This is a genomic window from Bacteroides sp. MSK.18.37 (assembly GCF_019129155.2).
Classification (GTDB): Bacteria; Bacteroidota; Bacteroidia; order Bacteroidales; family Bacteroidaceae; genus Bacteroides; species Bacteroides ovatus.
In genome coordinates this window covers 7,111,708-7,135,196 of the sequence record NZ_JAHOIB020000001.1, presented here as the reverse complement: position 1 = coordinate 7,135,196, position 23,489 = coordinate 7,111,708, and the positions used below count along the sequence as shown (strand labels likewise).

13 protein-coding genes are annotated in these 23,489 nt (G+C 42.6%); all 13 read left to right on the top strand.

The features are described 5' to 3' along the window. Positions 1 to 28: 28 nt before the first annotated feature. The 13 genes from KSX81_RS28130 to KSX81_RS28070 all read left to right on the top strand — a co-directional run bounded on the left by KSX81_RS28130 (position 29) and on the right by KSX81_RS28070 (position 23,489). The gene (locus tag KSX81_RS28130; protein WP_118419245.1) at positions 29 to 1,807 is read left to right on the top strand and encodes a RagB/SusD family nutrient uptake outer membrane protein; all 1,779 of its coding nucleotides are present in this window, start codon (positions 29 to 31) and stop codon (positions 1,805 to 1,807) included. Between the two features lie 24 nt (positions 1,808 to 1,831). Continuing rightward, positions 1,832 to 3,007, top strand: coding sequence for a DUF5013 domain-containing protein (locus KSX81_RS28125; protein WP_181990096.1), 1,176 nt, complete (start codon positions 1,832 to 1,834; stop codon positions 3,005 to 3,007). 25 nt (positions 3,008 to 3,032) lie between these two features. Beyond that, entirely contained in the window at positions 3,033 to 4,529 is a 1,497-nt protein-coding gene (locus KSX81_RS28120; protein WP_118419235.1) for a DUF5013 domain-containing protein, read from the top strand. A 24-nt stretch (positions 4,530 to 4,553) separates the two neighbouring features. Next, the gene (locus KSX81_RS28115; protein ID WP_118419234.1) at positions 4,554 to 5,876 is read left to right on the top strand and encodes an alginate lyase family protein; all 1,323 of its coding nucleotides are present in this window, start codon (positions 4,554 to 4,556) and stop codon (positions 5,874 to 5,876) included. A 94-nt stretch (positions 5,877 to 5,970) separates the two neighbouring features. Then, positions 5,971 to 7,401, top strand: a complete 1,431-nt coding sequence (locus KSX81_RS28110) for a glycosyl hydrolase family 28 protein (RefSeq protein WP_118419244.1) — start codon at positions 5,971 to 5,973, stop codon at positions 7,399 to 7,401. After that, positions 7,398 to 8,978, top strand: coding sequence for a glycoside hydrolase family protein (locus KSX81_RS28105; RefSeq protein ID WP_118419233.1), 1,581 nt, complete (start codon positions 7,398 to 7,400; stop codon positions 8,976 to 8,978). Before KSX81_RS28110 ends, KSX81_RS28105 begins: the two co-directional genes overlap by 4 nt. Before the next feature lie 21 nt (positions 8,979 to 8,999). Continuing rightward, a complete protein-coding gene (locus KSX81_RS28100) occupies positions 9,000 to 10,907 on the top strand; it encodes a glycoside hydrolase family 97 protein (protein WP_181990095.1) in 1,908 nt (635 codons plus the stop codon). A gap of 150 nt (positions 10,908 to 11,057) precedes the next feature. Further along, positions 11,058 to 12,983: an alginate lyase family protein gene (locus tag KSX81_RS28095; RefSeq protein ID WP_118419231.1), complete on the top strand. Its 1,926-nt coding sequence runs from the start codon at positions 11,058 to 11,060 to the stop codon at positions 12,981 to 12,983. 44 nt (positions 12,984 to 13,027) lie between these two features. After that, positions 13,028 to 17,104 (top strand): hybrid sensor histidine kinase/response regulator transcription factor, encoded by a 4,077-nt coding sequence (locus tag KSX81_RS28090; RefSeq protein ID WP_217725501.1) that lies wholly within the window; start codon positions 13,028 to 13,030, stop codon positions 17,102 to 17,104. Positions 17,105 to 17,218: 114 nt separating this feature from the next. Further along, positions 17,219 to 17,593, top strand: coding sequence for a hypothetical protein (locus tag KSX81_RS28085; protein WP_004305864.1), 375 nt, complete (start codon positions 17,219 to 17,221; stop codon positions 17,591 to 17,593). Positions 17,594 to 17,830: 237 nt separating this feature from the next. After that, positions 17,831 to 18,361 carry a sigma-70 family RNA polymerase sigma factor gene (locus tag KSX81_RS28080; RefSeq protein WP_118419230.1) on the top strand — a complete coding sequence of 177 codons (531 nt, stop codon included), beginning with the start codon at positions 17,831 to 17,833 and terminating at the stop codon, positions 18,359 to 18,361. A gap of 49 nt (positions 18,362 to 18,410) precedes the next feature. Continuing rightward, on the top strand, positions 18,411 to 21,659 hold the full coding sequence (locus KSX81_RS28075) for a SusC/RagA family TonB-linked outer membrane protein (protein WP_004319648.1): 3,249 nt from the start codon (positions 18,411 to 18,413) through the stop codon (positions 21,657 to 21,659). 33 nt (positions 21,660 to 21,692) lie between these two features. Further along, entirely contained in the window at positions 21,693 to 23,489 is a 1,797-nt protein-coding gene (locus KSX81_RS28070; RefSeq protein ID WP_004319647.1) for a RagB/SusD family nutrient uptake outer membrane protein, read from the top strand.

Here is a 23,489-nt window from a genome sequence, read left to right as displayed (position 1 = left end):
TTGTGTAACTTTTATAAATTTGATGGATATGAGAAAATTATATATAACAATTCTTTCCGGTTTATTGCTTGGCTTGTCAAGTTGTGCGGATACATTTCTGGATTTGGAACCACAAGACAAGCGAACCAATGTGGTCTATTTCAAAAAGCCGGCGGACTTTAAAGAATACGCCACCGGTTTTTATAACCAGCTCCTGGGGTGGCGCACACCGTATGGCAAATACTCTATTTACGAGTTTATGGATTCCTCTTCGGATCTGGCTGCCAATTTTGTGACTTCGTCCGACGTAGGTCGTGGCACTATTTCTATTTCATCTTCCGACGAACGCTGGGATCAATGTTATACTTACATACGCACGGTGAATATCTTGTTCGAGAAAGCGAAAGATTATCCGGGTAGTCAGTCGGAAATAGCGCCCTATCTGGCAGAAGCTTATTTCTTTCGCGCTTACAATTACTTTACGTTGCTGAAAGCTTTTGGCGGTGTGCCTGTGGTTACTTCCGTGATGGATACAGATTCCCCGGAACTGCGTTCTCCCCGAAACAGCCGTTATGAGGTAATCGACTTGATTCTTTCGGATCTGACGAATGCGATAGCGTCTCTTCCTATCGAACAGAATATCCCGGAAACGGAGAAAGGACGTGTCAGCAAATGGGCTGCCGAAGCCTTTAAGGCGCGTGTACTGCTTTACGAAGCTACCTGGAGAAAATACAACGGAACGTCTACCGACTTTGAAGGTTCGGCAGGCCCCGCCAGAGACCAGGTGAACGAATTTCTGGAGGAAGCTATCTCTTTGTGCGACGATGTAATGAAGAAAGGAGGATATCAAATCTGGAATTATAACAGCAATGACAAGATAAAGAATCAAAGCAACTTATATCTGTTTAACCTTGAAGATGCGGGAAGTAATCCGGCAGGACTGACAAAAAGCAGTAATAAGGAATTTATTCTCTATGGCGTTTACGATATCAATCTAAGAACAGGCGGAGTCAATTTGAGCCATACTGTGTCGCTAATGATTCCGAGCCGCAAGCTGATTGACATGTTCCTTTGCACGGACGGTAAACCTATTGACAAATCCGACCTGTTCCAGGGATATCATAAAACCGGTGACGAATTCAAGAACCGTGATTATCGTCTGATGAATTATATCAATGGCGGAGTAGACCCTGCACCGGGTTCGGTGACATTGGACAAAGGTCTGGCGGGTTATGATTGTGCAAAATTCAAGGCTTACAATTATCCTACCTACCGTAAGGCAAACGATGAATCCGCCAATTATCCGGTATTACGTCTGGCGGAAGTATATCTGAACTATGCGGAAGCCTGTTATGAACGTTACGGTAAAGTGACTGATACACAATTGGACGGAATCAATGAATTGCGTGCTCGTGCGGGTGTGGCCGCCTTGACCAACAAGCTGGTTGAAGATAATGGACTGGATATGCTGGAAGAAATCCGTCGCGAACGTGCCATCGAACTTTATATGGAGGGCGCCCGTTTCGACGATTTGAAACGTTGGGGAATTGCGGAGAATGCACTGAACACTTCGCGTTGTGGTATGGTTGTCGGTGGTGACGGTTATGAAACAGAATTTAAATCGGCGGACGGGACTCCTACAAACCGTTATGCAAAGAATTCTTTCGTCTGGGGAGAGGAAAAAGTACAGACGGGAGACGGAGTCTTGAATTGTGTGGTAATCAGTAGTGCTGCCAACCATTCTTTCATGAAGAAGCATTATTTGTGGCCTATACCCCAGAAACAGATTGATTTGAATCCGAGCTTGGAACAGAATCCGGGATATTGATAAATTATTTAAATGGATAAGATTATGAAACGTTTATTTATAAAAACCATAAGTTACTGTCTGCTGGCTTTGGGAACAGTAGTCTTTACAAATTGCGAAAAAGACAGTAATATCAAACAGTATGTATATCCTGCTCCCGAAGTGTCGGGCTATTCGCCTGCGGCAGGTTATGTGAAGTCACGTGTGGCGATATTGGGACATAATTTCGGTGACCGTACAGAAGCGGTAAAAGTCTCTTTCGGCGGAATACTGGCGGATAAGGTATTGTCCTGCAATAATAATTGTGTGGTAGTGGAAGTGCCTGAAGAGGCGATGAGTGGTGACATTACCTTGCAGGTATGGACTAATTCGGTAACAGTGGGAAGTTATGAGATATGGCCGTCGCCTATTGTTTCCGAAATGCTGACGGAGAGTGGCTCTACTATTATCAGGCCGGGAGAAACGGTGACAATCAAAGGTACAGGTTTCGGTACGGCAAAGGAAGATGTTGTTGTGAAGTTCGGTGGTGTTAATGCGGTAGTGACCAACTGGTCTGAAACAGAAGTCCATGTAGTCGCGCCGGAAGAGTTTCCTACCGGCGAGGTGGTTATCGTTGTGAATGGCTTTGAAGTAGTAGCCGGAACGGCGTTGAATCCGTTAGCCAAAGGAGATGTTTCGATTGCTTATTTGAAGAATTACAGGCAGCCGTTCAAGATTGACCCTAATATGACGGATGCGCAACTGGGTACTTCTCCCGGAACTTACCTTCCGGCTGACTGGATAGTGAACGATGCTGCACGCAGTATGCAGAATGGGGGAGCTTCAGAGAAAGTGGCCGGGTTGAACAGTGATAATCTGCTTTTGCAGGCCGGTTGGGGAGCAAACGACTTTACAAATGGTAAACTTTATCAGACAACGACATTGCCGAAGGGAAAATATCGTCTGACAGTAAACCTGAAAGAGTATGGAGTGAAGAAGAGTACGCTCTATATAACTGTTGCTGAAGGAAATGAGTTGCCTGACGTTACTGATATTAATAAGGAGAATGAAAAGGTGAAAGGTTTTTACTTGTTTAATCAGGTAGAGAACATGAGCCCTTCTTCAGTACAGTTTGAGTTTGAACTTACGGAGGAAAGTACGGATGTTGCTCTCGGATTTGTTTGTTCTATGACCGCCAACGGCTGGTTTAGAGCAACAGAATTGAAATTGGAGTTATTATAAACAGATTCTAAAAACAAAGAAACAGATGAGAAAGATATATTTAATATTACCGTTGTTGTTCTCATTGCTAGTCATTTCTTGTGATGACGATGCGGAAATAGTACAGTTGACAAATGAAGACCCTGTTCTGTCGGTTTCCAATATTTCACCCCAACGTGGCTATGCCGGAGCAGAGGTTACTATTGAAGGGACTAACTTCGGAGCCGCGAAAGAATTGGTGAAAGTATTTTTTGCCGGTATGGAAGAATCTGCGGAACTGCTTACTTGCGAGGATACCAAATTAGTAGTGAAGGTTCCTGAAAATGCAACCAGTGGTGCTTTGACTATCGAAGCGAACAAGATGAAGATTGTAACGTCGGATCAGCTTTTTACGGTTATTCCTGATCCTGAAATGACGGAGATATCTCCGGCAAGAGTAGTAGGCAATGCGGAAGTAACGATTACCGGTGAGAATTTTGGTACGGTGATAGAAGATGTGCAATTATATTGTACGATAGACGGAGAAGAAGTCTCTTTCCCTGTAACTTCATGTACGGATGAGGAAATAAAGGCTACAGCTCCCGAAACTACCGTATTTGGAGAGTTTGACCTTAAACTACGCATTCAGGGAAAAGCTGCAAAGAATACGCTGAAGATTACCTTGTTGGAGAAACCGACTATTACCTCTGTGAAGTCTGACAATGTCTTGAATGAAAGTTTTGCATTCGCTGGGGACAAAGTGACAATTTCCGGTACAGGCTTTGGCACCGAATCTAATGCTGTTACAGTGAAATTCGCAGGTATTGACGCCGCCGCTTCCATTGAATCCTGCGTGAATGATAAGATAGTCGCAATAGTTCCGGATGGTTTTACCGGTGGTACGGTTACCGTGACGAAAGACAGACTTTCTTCTACTTCTACGGATGAACTGAAAATATTGGAAGATGATACGGATATCTCAAGCTATGTTTTGAAGAACTATAAAGCTCCTTTTACTCCGAAGCCTTTTGAAGACGGACAGGGAGGTAATAATAACTCTTGGGCTGTACCTGCTGACTGGACGGTGAATGAGGCGGCGCAGAATATGTTTAACAAACAGGATGGACAGTTCTGTTCAAAGCCTGTCGGAGGATTGAATACGGATGCACAGGTATTGACTATGCAGGCAGGTTGGAATAATGACGCTGTTGAGGCTGCCAAAGTAATGACGAATGGTAAGATGTATCAGAACATTACTTTACCAAAAGGCTCTTATGAAATGGTAGTAACTTATGGGGAAGTGGTAGTGAATGGTGGACATCCTTATATGGCGGTTTGTAAGAATAAGACCGAATTACCGAATTACGGAGAATTATCAGAAGTAAATGGCGATGTGTATTGGAAATTTGAAGGTCATAACAGTAGTCTTACTACTCACACTCTCAATTTTGAATTGACGGAGACGACGGACGTTTGCCTTGGCTTTACGGCAAGTATGCCTCAAAACTCTTGCTTTAAGGTTAAAGAACTCCAACTGGTTTATAAAAGTAATGCTGTGCAATAGTTCTAATTTATAAAAAGAATAGGTATGAAAAAAATATATTATTTGATGTTCACAAGCTTGTTATCATTGTCGGCAGCTTGTGGTGATGATATTGACCCGATAGAAAGAGATTGGGTGACAGATAACGGTGAAGAGGATATTCCTCACAGCATTGTAATCAAGGATGAAAGTGAACCGATGATTCATCCGGGCGGATTGCATAGTGCGGAAGACCTTGCACGTGTGAAAGCTAAGGTAGCAAGCGGCACATCTCCCTGGATTGATGGATGGAATAAACTGTTTACTAATGACCATTTTGCGGCATCTTCTTCGCCTGTGTCGGTTGCTGACGAATCTACTCATCCTGATGTTGCGGTAACTCCCAATCCTACAGTAAAGATAGTCAGGGGAGGAAACACAATTTGGGAATCTGATGGAGATAATTATACGAATGCATCCAATCAGGCTCATGCCGCTTACCATTATTCTTTGGCCTGGAAGATTACGAACAATGTGAAATATGCGCAGGCTTCTATCAATATTCTGAATGCGTGGGCTACCACCTGCAAGTCAATCAATGGAGACTCCAACATGTCATTGGCCGCAGGACTGTATGGCTATCAGTTTGCTAATGCCGGAGAATTGATGCGCGACTATTCCGGTTGGACTTCTGATGAGTTCAAGGCATTCCAGCAGTGGATGATAGATGTCTTTTATGTGGCCAATCATGATTTCATTGTCAGGCATCATGGCACTCATACGTTGAACTATTGGGCAAACTGGCCGTTGTGTAATTTGGCGTCTATGCTGTCTATCGGTATCCTCTCGGATCGTCGGGATATTTACAACGAAGCCGTCGAGCATTTATTGAATGGCGATAGCAATGGCTGTCTGAAAAAGACGATTGTTCATGTATTTGACGGAGAAAATGCCAGTCTGGCGCAGATTCAGGAAAGTGGACGCGACCAGGGACATGCCACATTGGTCATCGGACTGTTGGGAATGATTGCCCAGATGACATACAATCAGGGAGACGATTTCTATGGTTACAATAATAATGTCATTTTAAAGGCTGCGGAATATGTAGCCAAATACAACGTGGCTATGCTGGATGTTCCTTTCGTGCAATATAACGGATATAATGTAGTACATACGGAAATCAGTGCGGATGCCCGGGGAACATCGCGTCCGATGCATGAAGTGCTCTACTGGCATTATGCAAGAGTCAAGAATCTGGAACCCCAATGGATGAAATATACATTGATGGGCGTAAATCAGATGCGTCCGGAATGGGGAGCGCAATCGAAAGATGGCGGAGGTGCGTATGACTTGTTAGGATGTGGTACATTGATGTATCCGAGAGATTAATTATTGATAAATACAGGCTGGATTCTTTGGAATATCAGCCTGTATACTTTATTTTCACAGGAATTTAATGGAATATATTATAAAATATGACATGATGAAGAGGTTACGGATTTTATTATTGGTAGTACTAAGTAGCGTATCTCTTTTCGCAAAAGAGTCTTTAATGACTTATCCCGCTCCTCAAGGAGCTGCGTTAAATGATGATTTTACCGTCCGGGTTCGTCAGAAAGGAGGGGAATGGAGAGCATTGTCCACTTATTTGGTCAAGGTTGATGAAGTGAAGAATACAAGACATCATGTAGAAAATGCTTCAATGGCGACTTTTGATTTTTCCGGTACGGTAGAAGTTGCTGTTACTTATAACAAGGGAAAGGTGAATACGGCAAGAATCCGTCCTCTTTCGCATAACATATCTTCTCAAATAGAGGATCAAACAGTTGTTTTTTCATTGAGCCGTCCTTGCAACTTGTCAATAGAAGTGAATGGGGATATTTTTCATAACCTGCATTTGTTTGCCAATCCTCTCGAAGAATCAGTGCCGGATAAGAATGACCCGGATGTACTTTATTACGCTCCGGGCATACATACTTTTGAGAACGGAGAATTGAGAGTCCCTTCAGGAAAAACTGTCTATCTGGCAGGTGGAGCTCTTTTGATGGGGCGTGTAGTGATTGAGAATGTACATGACGTCAAGCTGACTGGCAGAGGAATTATTGACCACACGGTGAAAGGAGGCATTAAGATAGCAAATTCACAGAATGTATACGTAGAAGGTATCGCTACTACGCAGTGCTCGACCGGTGGGTCGGATAATGTGACCATCCGTAATGTGAAAAGCATAAGCTATTATTCATGGGGCGACGGTATGAATGTGTTTGCCAGTAACAATGTGCTGTTCGATGGTGTGTTCTGTCGTAATTCAGACGACTGTACTACGGTTTACGGAACCCGTCTCGGTTTCGTGGGAGGATGCAAAAACATAACGATGAGGAATTCTACCCTTTGGGCTGACGTGGCTCATCCCATTTTTATAGGCATTCACGGGAATACAAAAGAACCCGAAGTACTTGAAAATTTGAATTATATCAATATTGACATATTAGACCATAAGGAAAAGCAGGTGGATTATCAAGGTTGCCTTGCTATCAATGGGGGTGATAACAACCTGATTCGTAAAGTGCGTTTTGAGAATATCCGGATTGAGAATTTCAGAGAAGGACAGATTGTCAATTTGCGTATCTTTTATAATGAGAAATATTGTACGGCTCCCGGTAGAGGAATTGAAGATGTATTATTTAAGAACGTGTCATATACGGGAGAGAATGCTGGATTGTCCATAATAGAAGGATATAATGAGGAACGTCAAGTGAAAAATATCCGTTTTGAGAATCTCTCTATTAATGGAGAGTTGATTTATGATGAAATGCCGGATAAACCGAAGTGGTATAAAACAGCGGATATGGCTTGTTTTTATATTGGGCCGCATGCAAAAGGCATAACTTTTACAAAAACAGATATAAGATGAGAAAGAATTTGTTCTTGTTGATCGGACTGTACGTTTTCATTGCCGGTATGAACGCGCAAGTCACGGAACGCGAGCGACCGAAGGAATGGCAATCTTTGATTAAAGGAGGGCGTTTTATGGACCGTTTCTTGCCAATGCAGGGGAACATTACTTCAAAAGACGTATGGGGAGCCGACAGCGTGCGTCTCCGGTACGTGGACAATGGTATCGAACTTCCGGCAACTTCTTTCTGGGGTGGAAATATAGTGCAGACGCCTGATAGTTGTTATCATTTATTCGTTTGCGGATGGCCTGAAAACTCTCCCAAGGGTCATATGTTCTGGCCGAATTCGACTGTTTATCATGCTACCGGTAAACATTTGCATGGACCATTCACTGTGCAAAACTCCATTGGCAAAGGGCACAATCCCGAAGCTTTTGTCATGAAAGACGGGCGTATTGTGGTTTACGTAATTGATGGTTATTATATTTCGGACAGCATGGATGGCCCTTGGACGTATGGCAAATTTGATTTTGATGCCCGTGACCGGAAAGTCATAGAGGGATTGTCTAATCTGACTTTTGCCCGTCGTCAGGATGATTCTTATCTGATGATCTGTCGTGGTGGTGGCGTGTGGGTTAGCCGTGACGGGCTTTCTACTTACAACCAGTTGACGGATAAAAGGATATATCCGGATGTGGACGGACGGTTTGAGGATCCTGTCGTATGGCGGGATTCCCTTCAATACCATTTAATTGTAAATGATTGGCTGGGACGAATCGCCTATTACCAACGTTCAAAAGACGGGGTACACTGGGTGACCGAGCAGGGAGAAGCATACGTGCCCGGTATATCGTTTCATGAGGATGGATATGTAGAACACTGGTTCAAATATGAACGTCCGAAAGTCTTTCAGGATAGGCAAGGGCGTGCTGTACAGATGAATTTTGCCGTTATTGATACCATCAAGTGGGAGGATCTTCCTAATGACAATCATAGTTCGAAGAATATTTGTATCCCGCTGAACAAGGGACTGTTACTTTCTGTCCTGAATCAGGAACCGATAAAGCCGACAACACGTACCATTGGAGTCAAGATAGCGGCAGAGGAGGATTTTAATCCGCAGACAGAAGTTGATATCGAGTCTTTGCGCTTTGGTTCGTATACGGAAGTGAATTTCGGACGAGGCTGTAAGCCTCTCCGGACACGGAAATCCGGTAAAGACCTGATTGTCGTTTTTAACGGGAAGGGCAGTGGCATTACAGAAGAAGAGTTTGCTCCCAAGATGATAGGAAAGGATAAGAAGGGTAATTTGATATACGGATATGCCCGTTTGCCTTATGTTTGTTATACGCCGCCATTACTTTCGGCACGTCGTCCTGTTGTGGACGATGCCGGGACAGAACTTGCAGTTGAGATACAGAACTTTGGCTTGTCCGCTTCTCAAAGGACGGGAGTAAAAGTATTCTGCGACGGCAAACTTCTGACGCAGGGGACGGTTGAACCGTTGAAACCTTATGAACAGGTGGTGTTGACCTTGAAAATAGAAAATAAGGTTGTCTCCGGACAGCCCTCTTATGAAGTAGTCTTTTTTTAATTATAAATAATAGATTGAACAATGAAAGATTTTAAGTATATAATGGCTTTGTCGGTTCTGACGCTGGCAGGCAGTGTGTCATGTTATTCAGAAGAATCCCGTGGTGTATCTTCTCCGGATGGAAAACTTCATCTGATAGTTCCGACAACCGGAGAGAATGACGGAAAGGCTTGTTTCACGGTAGAATACAATAACCGTTGCATACTTTCACAGGCACGTTTGGGAATGAATACAGACCAGCAAAGTTTTGCGGGAGATTTAAAGTTGAAGTCTGTATCGGAGGCAAAGTCGGTAAAGGATGATTATGAAATGCTGACGGGAAAAAGAAGCCATTGTACAAACGAGGCTTTTGAAAGGACTTATAATTTCGCCAATTCCCGAGGGCAGGAACTGGCGGTTACTTTCAGAGTCTACAATGACGGAATTGCTTTTAAATATGGGATAAAAGCAGTTTCTGCTGATGAACGTCTTCTTAATGAAGTTACTACTTACCCGATACCCGCAGGGAATAAGAGATGGTTTCAGCAATATAGCAAAGATTATGAAGGTTTTTATCCTTTAGCCGTGGATGGGACATCAACTGTAGAAAAGAAGAGAACATATTGTTGGGGATATCCGGCTCTTGTTGAGTTCCGGGATTCAGTATTTATGTTGATTACCGAAGCCGATATACTGCGTGGACATTGTGCTTCTTTTTTATATAATGGAATCGACCCGAATGAATATCAAGTACGTCCGGCTACCGATAATCTGCCTTTGAAAGAGACATGGGAGTCTCCCTGGCGTCTGCTTGTTATCGGTTCTTTGGCTGATATTGTAGAATCTACGTTAGTTACCGATGTGTCCGAACCTTGTAAGTTGGCAGATACGGATTGGATAAAACCGGGAGCTGTATCATGGGGGTATTGGGCGTATAATAACGGCTCCAAAGACTTTAAAATAGTGAAGGATTATATTGATTTGGCTGTGAAGATGCAATGGCCGTATAGTCTGATTGATTGGAAATGGAATGAAATGGAGAATGGCGGAGACGTGCATGATGCATTGCAATATGCCTTGAAGAAAGGAATAAAACCTCTTTTATGGTATAATTCGTGTACTGCGTGGGTTGGAAACGGAGCTCCGGGGCCTATGGACAGGTTAAACAAGAAAGAAAATAGGGAAAAAGAATATCAATGGCTTGCGGAGCAAGGGGTAACCGGTGTTAAAATCGACTTCTTTGCTGGTGACAAGGTGGAAACAATGGATTATTATCTGGATTTGCTGGAAGATGCGGCTAAATATAAATTGATGGTGAATCTCCATGGAGCCACCATTCCCCGTGGATGGCAACGGACGTATCCGCATTTGATGACGATGGAAGCAGTGTATGGGGCGGAGTGGTACAATAATACTCCGAGATTGACCCCGCTGGCGGCGAGACATAATGCCACATTGCCTTTTACGAGAAATGTGGTCGGTTCGATGGATTATACGCCCGGAACTTTTTCCGATTCCCAGCATCCTCATATTACATCGCATGGTCATGAATTGGCATTACCGGTTATCTTCGAGTCAGGATGGCAACATATGCCGGACCGGCCTTCCGTTTACGAAGCATTGCCGAAGGAAGCCGGAAAGTTACTTTCCCAATTACCGGCAGCCTGGGATGATACAAAGCTTTTGAGTGGATATCCCGGAGAATCGGTGGTTTTGGCCCGTCGTAAAGGCAACGTCTGGTATATTGGGGGCATTAACGGAACCGATGATAAACAGACATTGACTTTTACTTTGAATGCTTTGCCTGGTTTGGGAAAGAAAATAGTCATATTCAGAGACGGCAGTGAGGAAAGGCAATTAGATATAAAACGCTCCCGATTGTCAAAAGGTCGGACATCAATGAGTATAGATTGCCTTCCCAGAGGTGGTTTTGTAGTTGTGATCGAATAGCATTTTCCTTCATTTGCAAGGAAAGACAGTATATAGTAGTTCATTCTCATATAGGGAATGAACTATTTTATTATTCAGGGGTATCTTGATTTTATCTGCTAAATGCTATCTTTGCTTATTATTTGTAATCTACAGAAATTAAGTCAGACTATGATTGACAGGATTATTTGCTTTATTATTCTTGTATGGATAGGGAATGGCCATATTCCGGTGCAGGCACAAAGAAGCTTTGTTCATCCGGGCATCACTTATACCCAAGGTGATCTTGACCGGATGAAAGCAATGGTCGCAGCAAGGCAGGAACCTTATTATTCAACTTTTCTAAAATTGAAAGAATCTCCTTATTCTTCATTAACGGCTGTAGCAGCTAATCGGGGAAAACAAATCAAAGAAGGGCGTTTCAACGCTACTATCGGAATAGATGGCAGGCGTGCCCATGATTTGGCATTGCTTTGGCATTTAACCGATGATGAAGCCTATGCCCGTAAAGCTGTGGAGTATTTGAATGTTAATTCTTATTATACGAATACCAGTGCCCGTGGAACGGGACCATTGGATAATGGAAAGATTTATCTGCTGATAGATGCTGCGGAACTGATGCGTGATTATCCGGGATGGGAGGAAGCGGATCAGCAGAGATTCAAAGATATGCTGGTTTATCCGGGATACAGTTCGATGGAGGATTTCTGTGCCAAATATGCGGATTATTGGGACGATTCTAAAAATGGAATAACTTTCTATTGGAACATCTATAATTTTGATGCGGCGCGTTTTGGAAATCAGGGATTGTTTGCTGCCCGCAGTATGATGGCTATGGGGATTTATCTAGATAACGAGAAAATGTATGAACGCGCCTATCGTTATTTGTTAGGGATGGAGCATCGTGAAGATGATTTGCCTTATCCGCCTGGTCCATCGGTTGCGAGTGAAGAACCGATTCGGAAATCACCGACAATTATTGATTATAAGTTGGTGGGAAGAGAAAACAAAATTCCTGATTATGGTTATGATGAGCAACTGCAATACTATATCTATCCGAACGGGCAATGTCAGGAATCCAGTCGCGATCAGGGACATGTGTTGGCGGGAGTCCATAATTATGTAGCAATAGCGGAAATGGCATGGAATCAGGGAGATTCCTTGTATAGCTGTCTGAATAATCGTCTTTTGACCGGACTGGAATGGAACTATCGGTATAACCTGTCGAAAGTCCGTTCTTATGAAGAGCAGAAAGAACCATGGGAACCGGCAGGATATAGCAGGAATCCGGACGAGGTCACTTTTGAGAACGGGAAGTTTCTGCAAATAAGGAGTCGTAGCGGACGTTGGGAATCCATAGCCGTATCTCCTCACGGACGTGGAGACGTAGCAGGTAGTGGCGGAACCCGTGAAATGGCATTGGCGCATTATGCAGTACGTGCCGGACTGCCTGCAAACGACTATACCTGGCTGAAACGTTACCGTGATTATATGATAGAACATCACGGTTGCGAAAACTGGGGGATAGCACCCAACTGGTTTTATGAATGGACAGGATGGGGAACATTAACCAAGCGACTGACTCCCTGGATGGCAGGTGATCCCGTTTCCTTTTCTGCAGGAAAGCGCGTATCGGGAATCCATTCGTTACCTTGTGAGATATTGGCTGCCGATTATGATTATTATTGTCTTGCGGAAGATCCCGAAGGGCATACCTATCACAATGTAGGAAAGAAACGTGGCAACGAATACAGACCAGACGGAGCAGTAGAGCTACGAAAAGAAGAAGATAACTACGTCATTACCCAAATAGAAGATGGAGAATGGATGAATTATACTGTAAGTATTCCTACCGATGGAGATTATACCGTTTATCTTGTTTATCAATCAAAAGGAAATTCTTTATTGTCCGTAGCTTCTGATTCGGAAGTAAAGACAGAACCCATGCAATTACCCAGCTCCGTACAATGGACGGAAAGAGAAATAGGTAAACTCACTCTTCCCGCAGGAGCTTGTGTACTTCGTTTACAGATAGAGCAAGCCGGAGATAAACTTGAAATTCAGAAAATAATAGTAAAGCAGGATAAGGGGATTTGATTTTTCGTTCGTACTTAATAATAGTACTACAAAAAAAGATGGCCATGAAAATTCGAATATGTTTGTTAATCATACTAATGGGATTATTGTATCCGGGTTATATTAGCTCGCAAGAATCCCCTTATGTATTCCGCCAGATTGGAGTTGTCGAAGGATTACCGGATAACTATGTAAAAAGCGTTTTCCCCATTCCCGACGGACGTATCGGTGTGCGAAGTACTGTGTTATTAAGCCTGTATGATGGTGCGAACTATTCAAATTTCCCTTTCAATATTCATGGCGAATATTCGATAGCATATAACCATATTATTCCCGAACAATATATTGATGCCGACAAACGTTTGTGGATGAAAGAACGCAAGAGCCTGCGTGTCTTCGATTTGACTACCGAACAGTACATCTATAACGTAGATTCTTTATTTCAACAATTCGGCTTAAAGGATAAAGTGGCGGACCTGATTATTGATTCAGAGAAACATTGTTGGTTTCTGACGCCGGGTTCCTCTGTCTATATGTACGATGCAGAGACAAAGTTAATCGAACAGGTTTGCAGGAATGATGAGTTTATGGAATACTATGGAGGATTACTCGGAGTAGAAAGTTATGGAAAATACAGTTGGATGGTTCATCAGAAAGGGGCTATCCGTTGCTACGATTTAGAAAAGAAACGTTTCGTGCATCAACTTGATTTCCTGAAAGACCAACTGAAACCGGATGACCGTGTGGTTTTGAAGATACTCGATAATGGTGACTTTTGGTTGATGTGGGATCGTGGAGTAGGCTATTATGATGTCTATAATAAAAAATGGAACCAAATTTCAGGTATCCAACTCGGACACTATTCATGGTTTACTTCTATGGACGTGGATAAAGGCGGAAATGCATGGGTAGGAACCGTTATCGATGGATTCTATGTCATTGATATGCACAATTTCTCTGTAACCCGGACACTGGATATTCCTTTATTATCAGGTAATACAGTACGAAACGGTATTCAAAGCATCTATTGCGACCGGGAAAATAATTCCGTTTGGATAGGACTTTATAATCAGGGAATGTGTTATTATCATCCCAGCATGAATAAAATAGTGCTGTACAATAAGAAGATGATAAATGGCGACTGGAAAGGAGAGGAAATCCGCTGTATGCTCGAAACATCTAAAGGAGAAATTCTGATGGGTACTACGCAGGGTGTCTATCGCTATGAACCGGAGACTAAAAGCATGAACAGATTCTATCATGAATTCAGTCAGAAGAATTGCCGTGTACTTTATGAGGACAGCAAGAAGCGTGTTTGGGTCGGAACATACCACGATGGACTCTACTGCATAGATCATGGAAAGGTACAATCTTACGATTATCCCGATACGGATTATCAGAATGAATTGGATTTCAGTAATATCCGTGTCATGGTCGAAGATTCTTCCGGTCGATTGTGGGTAAGTATATATGGTGGTGTAGGATTATTCAATCCTGAAAACGGGCAAATAAACTTATTGTCCGAACAGTTTCCCGAACTCAAAAAATATAAAGTAGCGAATGCATTGGCCATAGATAATCAATCCCGGTTGGTCGTAGGCAGTGATAACGGACTCTACATTTACGATCCTGTAACGAATAAAATATGGATACCGGAGGAAGACGGCCAGGCTAATTCTATTTTCAATCAGGGAAGTATCAAGTATAATCAGATACTCAAAGACCATGAGGGAACTTTATGGTTTGCTACACAATATGGCTTGAGCGTTTTGACTTACAATGGGCAAAGCTACACATTAGGGAAAGAAGAAGGTCTGTCTAAAGCTATCCTGAACGTAGTGGAAGATAAGAACCATGATATATGGATTTCGACAGTCACTTCTATTTATAAGATAAAAGTAGACAGAAGAGCAGATAAATACAGCTTTCATGTAATCAGCTGTCTGTCGGAAGATGAAATCCGTCAGGATGATTTATATAGTTTCCCTTCGTTAATGACCAGGGACAATCAGCTTTTCCTGGGGCTGATGAACGGCTTTATTGCTTTCTCACCAGAAAACATGATAGATAATCAGTGCCTCAATCGTCCTCTGTTTACTTCATTCCGCTTGTTTAATGTTCCGGTTGTTTCGGGCGAAGCATATAACGGACGTGTCTTATTTGATAAAGCATTAAGTTATTCGGACGAAGTACAATTAAAATATGATGAGAACTATATCACACTTGAGTTTTCTGGTCTGAACTTCCCTAATCCTTCTCAAACCTCTTTCCGTTACCAACTGGAAGGATTTGACAAAGAATGGACGGAAACCCTTTTTGAGAATGGACAAGGACGTGTGGTCTATAATAATCTCCCTTCGGACGAATACATCTTCCGTGTGTCCGCTGCCGGAAACGACCGGATATGGGGACCGGAGTCTGCATTCAAAATTGTCATTCATCCCCCGTTCTGGGATACACTGGGCGCTCGTATTTTCTATGCAATTTTAGTTATTCTCTTAATCTTCGGGCTGATTTACGTAATAAACCGCCGCAACCGGCAGAAGATGATTCGTATGCAAGAAGAGGAAGCGTTGAAGCAGAAAGAAGAACTGGATCAGATGAAATTCCGTTTCTTCACAAATATAAGCCATGAACTCCGTACTCCGCTGACGCTGATTATCACACCATTGGATATGATGATACGTCGATTGACAGACGATGCGATGAAAAAACAACTGAATACCATCTATAAGAATGCTCAAAACCTATTGTCATTGGTGAATCAGCTACTCGATTTCCGCAAACTGGAAATGAAAGGAGAGAGGTTGCATCTGATGAACGGCGATATGGAGGAGTTTATTGTTTCGGCCTATAACAACTTCATGCCAATGGCAGTAGAGAAGCACCTTAACTTTGTGAACCAATCGGAACATAGAGCGCTTTATATGTTCTTCGACCGGGATAAGGTATATAAGATTGTGAATAATCTCTTGTCCAACGCCTTCAAATATACACCGCAGGGAGGCACAGTGAACTTACAGCTCGCGACAGAAGAGATAGAAGAAAGAAACTACGTGAGAATATCCGTATCTGATACTGGAATCGGAATATCCGAATCAGACCTTCCTTATATCTTCGACCGTTTCTATCAGGTAGGAAATGAAGGAGACGAAAAAATAGGTAGTGGCATCGGACTTCATTTGGTAAGGGAATATGTAAATATACATGGTGGCCGTATTAAAGTGGACAGCCGGATAGATCGTGGATCAGTATTCACTGTTTGGTTGCCGATGGACCTGAAACCGGAACCGGACGAACTGCCGGAAGAAATCATCGGAACGGAAGCATCAGATGTTAAAGAGAAAGAAACCACTACATCTACAGTTGATGATAACCTGAAGAAACTGTTGTTAGTGGAGGACAATCAGGAGTTCCGTACTTTCCTGAAAGAACAGTTGGAAGATTTCTATCAGATCATTGAAGCGGCAGACGGTGAGGAAGGAGAGCGAAAAGCAATAGAGGAAAATCCAAACCTGATTATCAGCGACATTATGATGCCGAAAGTTGACGGTATCGAACTTTGCCGTCGGATCAAGACGAACGTGCAGACTTCCCATATACCTGTGATATTGTTGACGGCCCGCACTGCCGATGATATCAAGATTAACAGCTATGAAGTAGGAGCAGACTCTTATATGTCGAAACCTTTCAACTTTGATATGCTGATGGTACGCATTGAAAAGCTGATAGAGCAGCAGGAAAAGAGAAAACAAGAATTCCGTAAGAACATAGAAGTAAATCCGAGCGCTATCACTATTACTTCAGTAGACGAACAACTCATACAGAAGTGTCTGGAATACATAGAGAAGAACATGGATAATCCTGAATATGGTGTAGAAGAGTTGAGTGGTGATTTGGGTATGGTGCGTATGAGTCTTTACCGTAAGTTACAATCCATCACCGGACACACACCGACGGACTTTATTCGCAGCATCCGTTTGAAACGGGCGGCACAGTTATTACAAGGAAGTCAGTTGCCGATTGTTGAAATAGCGAACCGGGTAGGATTCAGTTCACCCAGCTATTTCTCGAAGTGTTTTAGAGAAATGTTCGGGATGCTTCCCAAGCAATATGCCGAGGAATCGGGAAGAAAAGAATGACATTGTGTTTGTGTTTGTAGTTTAATTATTACATTTGCGCTCAATAAGTGAGATAATTTTAAGTTCTTGTTCACATTGGGGCAGAAGAAGTTTTATTTTATAATATATGTTGATATGAAAGTATTAGTTTTAATTTCATTGGTAGGAGGTTTGATGTTATCCTCTTGCGGAGGTAGCAGTTCAAAAAATAATGCAAATGTTAAGGAGGTAAATCCTGCAGATACCATCTATTTGGGAGACTTACGTGAAAAATTTGCAAATGATAGTGTTTTCTTTAAAATAGTGGCACCGGATTTGATGTTGATGGATTATCAGTATCTTTGGGCAGTAACAGAATCGGAAGCAGTAGAGAAAGGACTGACAAAAGAATACTATAAACGTGTGAAGAAAGAAATCACCGATACGAATGAAGCGATCAAAAGAGGTGTGATGAAAGGTGCGAACGTAAAACGTATACCGGATTTCCAGGCATCACAGGAAAATAAATAATGAATCCTTCCGGATGAAAGCTTTCATCCATGCAAATATAAGAACAGGGGAGTCGTCAAATGTAACGACATCCCCTTTTTTATTGGTGTGACGGTTAGATTTATCCCGATGAAATGGGAAGTTTTTGCAAAAATACACGCTTGTTACGATAGTTTTGTTATCTGTTACTTTTGTGATATTTGAATTTGAAACTTGTTCCTACTTTTGTATCATCGTTAAACGGATAAATTTAATGCCATGAATAAACAGCAAGCTACATTTGACGACTTCTTCTCTGAATGCTATCTTAAATATAAGGAGTATATCAAGAACTATATCGCTATCCGCATTTGCCATCCGCATGAAGCGGAAGATTTGGCACAGGATGTCTTTGTCCGCTTATGGGAACACAGGGTATTTGTGAACAAAGATACAGTCTGGTCTTTGCTTTTTACCATCGCTCGCAATATAGTAACCGATAAAATCCGTCGTTATTATAAACAGGAAGATTTCGTCGCCTACATATATAATAGGATGGAAGACGCCAGTCGGAATACCACAGAAGATACCATTCATTTTCGTGAACTAAAGAAGATGCATGACCAGGTTATGGAAGCTCTTCCTGTCAAACGCCGTCAGATTTATGAACTTAGTTTCAATCATGAACTCTCTTGTCCTGCCATTGCAGGAAAGCTGTCCTTATCTCCCCGTACAGTAGAATGTCAACTATTACTGGCTCGTAAAACGGTTCGCACCTATTTGAAAAATGAATTCTCCAAAGTCGGTTAAATACCAGATTCGGAAAAACACATATTAACTTTAACAATTTAATAGTATTATGGAAATTAAATCCAAATTCTTATGTTCAAAAGGAGTCGCATTGGCTTTCGCCATGCTACTGGGTGGTTCGCCCGGTGTATTGCTCTATGCAAATGATTCTGTAGAAGAGAGTTTGATGGTAGTCCAGACGGGCCGCACCATCAAAGGACTTGTGACAGATGCGAATGGTGAACCACTAATTGGTTGTAATGTAGTGGTCGTAGGAAGTAATGCAGGAGTAATTACCGATATTGACGGTCGGTTTACGCTGAATATTCCTGCTGATGCCAAACAGATAAAAGTTAGCTATATCGGATATGTAGATCAGATTATTAACCTTCATGACCGCTCTGATTTTAAAGTGGTATTAAAGGAAGATAATAATGCACTGGACGAGGTTGTTGTAGTGGGTTATGGCACGCAGAAAAAAGCGACGTTGACAGGGGCGGTAGAACAAATTGGTAGCCAGGTATTGGAAAGTCGTGCCATTACCAATGTCGGTGCTGCTCTGCAAGGAGCCACTCCGGGTTTGGTAGTCACTCGTTCTTCCTCACGTCCGGGTAATGAAGGTTTAAATTTCCAGATTCGTGGTCTGACATCTGTCAATGGAGGTAGTCCGTTGATTATTGTAGATGGGGTACCCGTATTGAATTCAGAGTCATTCCAAAATCTAAACTCGGATGATATTGAGAATATTAGTGTATTGAAAGACGGTTCAGCTTCCATTTATGGGGCGAAAGCAGCTAATGGCGTTATCTTGGTAACTACCAAAAAAGGTAAAGGCAAGACAACGGTTGATTATGGCTTCAATATGCGTTTCACTACCAATGGTATTATGGCTTTCTCTCCCAGTATGCAGGAATATGCTTCCATGTGGCTGGAAGCCAATAAAGAAATGCCGGAACATGACTGGTGGGGCTGGGGAGAAGAAAACCTGAAGAAGATGGCTCAAGGCATTGAAGGTATTTATGAGTCGACTGTAGCCGATTGGGGTACGATGTTCGTTGGTAATGCCAATCGCCTGGATGAATTGTTTGCCCGCCGTTATTCTTACCAGCATAACTTGAGTGTAGCAGGTTCTACGGATAAATCCGATTACCGCATCTCATTAGCTTATGCTGATAACCAGGCTAATCTGGCTACAGCCTATGACGGACAGAAACAGTTGAATTTGCGCTTGAACTACGGAATCAAATTGACTGATTGGTTCAAACTGGAGACTTCAGCCAGTATGATTAAAACAAATACCGAAACACCCACGCATGGTATCGACCGTACACTTTACGGAAACGATGCTCCGTTTTTCCCGGCAAAAAATCCCTATGGACAATGGTACGCTAACTTCGGTAATGTAGGTGATCGCAATGCGGCAGCAGCTACAACGGATGGTGGACGTGACGAGAGAGAGAAGTTGACTACTCGTGTCGATTTTAAAGCATTGGTGGATATTTGGAAAGGAATCACTTTCGAGGGTACTGCTTCATTTCAAAATGAGGAATATCGCAGAGAACGCTATTCGCTTCCGGTACAGTGTTACAATTGGTTCGGCGAGCAGACGGCGAAGTTAGTATATGAAACAACACAAACCCTTAGTACTCCACAAGATGTGATGAATTTTAAAGACTCCCATCAGCCGGGATATTTGGTACAGGCAAATAATGCCCGGTATCAGTACTATTCAGGGTTATTGAAATATAAGCGTACATTTGCCGAAGTACATAATATAGATGCTATGTTCGGCATCAATGCCGAGAAATGGGTGACTAAGAAAGTTGTTACCGCCCGTGAGAAGTTTGAGGATGCCGGAATTTACGATTTGAATTTGGCTACGGGTACACAGGGTAACGGTGGAGGAAAGACTCATAATGGTACCTATTCATATATTGCCCGTTTGAATTATAACTATGCGGAAAAATATATGGTTGAATTGATGGGGCGTCGTGACGGAAATTCCAAGTTTGCTCCCGGTTATCGTTTTAAGAGCTTCGGTTCCGTTTCTTTGGGCTGGGCGTTCTCGGAAGAACAATTTGTAGAATTTTTAAAACCTGTTCTTTCTTTTGGTAAGTTGCGTTTAAGTTACGGTAGTTCGGGTAATGATGTCGGGCTGGGTGATTACGATTATGTGTCTACTGTCTCTCTTGGAACAGCCGGTTTTGGAACTATACCTGCCAATCAGGTATCTTCAGGTTTTGGCGGTTTAATTTCTTATGACCGTACTTGGGAGAAAGTTTCACAGAAAAACTTTGGTATCGATCTTAACTTTTTCGATAATCGTTTGAAAGCTACATTCGATTATTTTATAAAAGATAATACCGGTATGTTGGTAAATGTCACATATCCGGGTGTATTAGGAGGTAAAGCTCCTAAAACGAATAGTGGTCATTTGAATGTAAAAGGTTGGGAATTCACTATTGGATGGCGCGATCAGATTAAAGACTTTTCTTACTATGCCAACTTTAATATTGGTGATACAAAGAGTCTGTTGAAAGAGATGGAAGGAGCAGATTCTTATGGGGCTGGTTGGAATGCAGCCGTGAATGGGTATCCGTTGAATTCGTACTTTCTTTATCGCACAGATGGTTACTTTAAAGATCAGGCAGAAGTAGACCGCTATTATGCACTCTATGGAGAGGGTAAAGAAGATTTGACTGGTGTAGGAGCAGGAAGTGCAAGCCGGTTGCGTCCAGGTGATACCAAACGTTTGGATTTGAATGGTGATTATAAGATTTCCGGTGCAGGGAATGAGAATAGCGATTTGCAATATCTCGGTGACTCCAATCCACATTTTGTTTTCGGTTTCACACTGGGAGGATCATGGAAAGGTATTGATGTGAACGCAATGTTCCAAGGTGTCGGCAAGCAGTATGTTATCCGTAATGACTGGATGGCTTATCCTTTTCAGACACGTACTGCCAATCAGAACCCGACATATTTGGGAAAGACATGGACAGAGAGCAATCCGAATGCTGAATTCCCTCGCTTGACTACCAATGCGAATCTCGCACGCTGGAATTATCAGAATAACGACTTTATGATGCAGAATAACCGCTATATCCGTTTGAAAACATTAATAGTCGGCTACACATTGCCGCAGATATGGACTCGCAAGGTGAAACTGGAAAAAGTACGTGTTTACTTCTCTGGTAATGATTTATGGGAAGCTACCAGTATTCGAGACGGTTTCGACCCGGAAATGGGAGCAGCCTCCAACAACAGTGGATACCCGTTTGCACGTACTTGGTCGTTCGGTCTGAACATCACTTTATAGTAGCTATGGAAAATTAAATACAGAATAGAAGATATGAAAAAGATAACGAACTATATATTAATTTGCACCTGCGCATTGGGATTTTCTTCATGCGTGAATACGTTCCTTGACTTGGAACCACTGGATGCCAAGACAGATGTGATTTATTTCAAAACTCCGGAGCATTTCCGTGAATATGCTAACGGGCTTTACGGGCAATTATTGGGATGGCAGTCTTCCTATGGAAGTATATTCGATCACATGGATGCGGCATCCGATCTTTCTACTTGTTTCAGATATTCGTATGGTGTGGGGACCGGTGTGATGGGAGTTCCTAATGACGATAGCCGTTGGGGTAATTGCTATGGTAATATTCGTGCCACTAATCACATGTTTGAAAGAGCAGTTTCTTCCTATACAGGTAATTTAGCGGATATTAAAAAAGAATTAGCCGAAGGTCATTTTTTCCGTGCCTATAACTATTTTTACTTATTGAAGTTTTTTGGTGGAGTGCCTGTCGTTACGAAAGTTCTCGACGTGACTTCACCGGAGTTATATGGAAAACGTAACAGCCGTTATGAGGTTGTCAACTTGATTCTTTCCGATTTGGATGAGGCTATCGCAGGGTTGCCGTTGGAACAGAATATAACCTCTGCCGACAAAGGTAAAATCAGCAAACAGGCTGCACAGGCATTTAAGGCTCGCGTGTTACTTTATGAAGCTACCTGGCGTAAGTACAATGGTACTTCTACTGATTTTGAAGGTTCTGCCGGTCCGGCTTCCGATCAGGTAAATGCTTTTCTGGAAGAATCCGTTCAATTATCCGAAACAGTGATGGGAGATGCTGCTTATTCCCTTTGGAATTATAACAATGTTGCAGCTATGAGAAATATGAGCAATCGTTACCTGTTTAATATTGAAGAAGAAGCCAGTAATCCTGCCGGTGCCGGAAGAGCGACGAACAAGGAATTTATCATCGCTTCTGTATATAGTCAGGAAACGCGTAAAGGACAGGTAGATTTGAATCAGGTGATTTATACGGATATGCGTCCCAGCCGGAAATTGATTGATATGTTTTTATGCACTGACGGGCTTCCGGTCAGCATGTCTGATAAGTTCCAGGGATATAAGAATCCGGGGGACGAGTTTCAGAATCGGGATTTCCGTTTGACTTCTTATATAGGTTCATATGCTACGAGCCTGACAGTTGAGAACTGTGGGTATGGTGTTTCCAAGTTTGCTATTACCGATATTCAACGCCAAAGTAAAGATGAATCGGCCAATTATCCGGTACTTCGGTTGGCAGAAGTATACTTGAACTATGCCGAAGCTGTGATGGAACGCTATGGTGAAATATCAGATGACCAGTTGAATAAGTCGATAAATAAAATCCGTGCCCGTGCGGGAATTGCTAACCTAACAAATGCATTGGCAAAGCGAATTCAGGAAGGAGTGCCGGCAAATGCGAGTAAGACAGTCAATCAGGTAATGTTGGATGAGATCCGCCGTGAACGTGCTTTGGAACTCTATATGGAAGGTTTTCGTTGTGACGACCTGAAACGTTGGGGCATTGCGGAAGAGAATCTGAATGAGTCTCGTTGCGGTGCGGTAGTAGGTAATGCCAGCTATCCGACGGCATTTATAGACGAAAACGGGAACGCTACCAGTGCTTTCAATCCGGCTATTTTTACGAAGGGGACGGAAGAAGTGGAAACAGGTAAAGGCAAATTACCTTGTGTAGTGCTTCTCAAATCATCCGACTGCGCATTTACTAAGGGAGATTATTTGTGGGCGATTCCAAGAAATCAAATCAACCTGAATTCAAATCTGGTACAAAATCCAGGATATTAA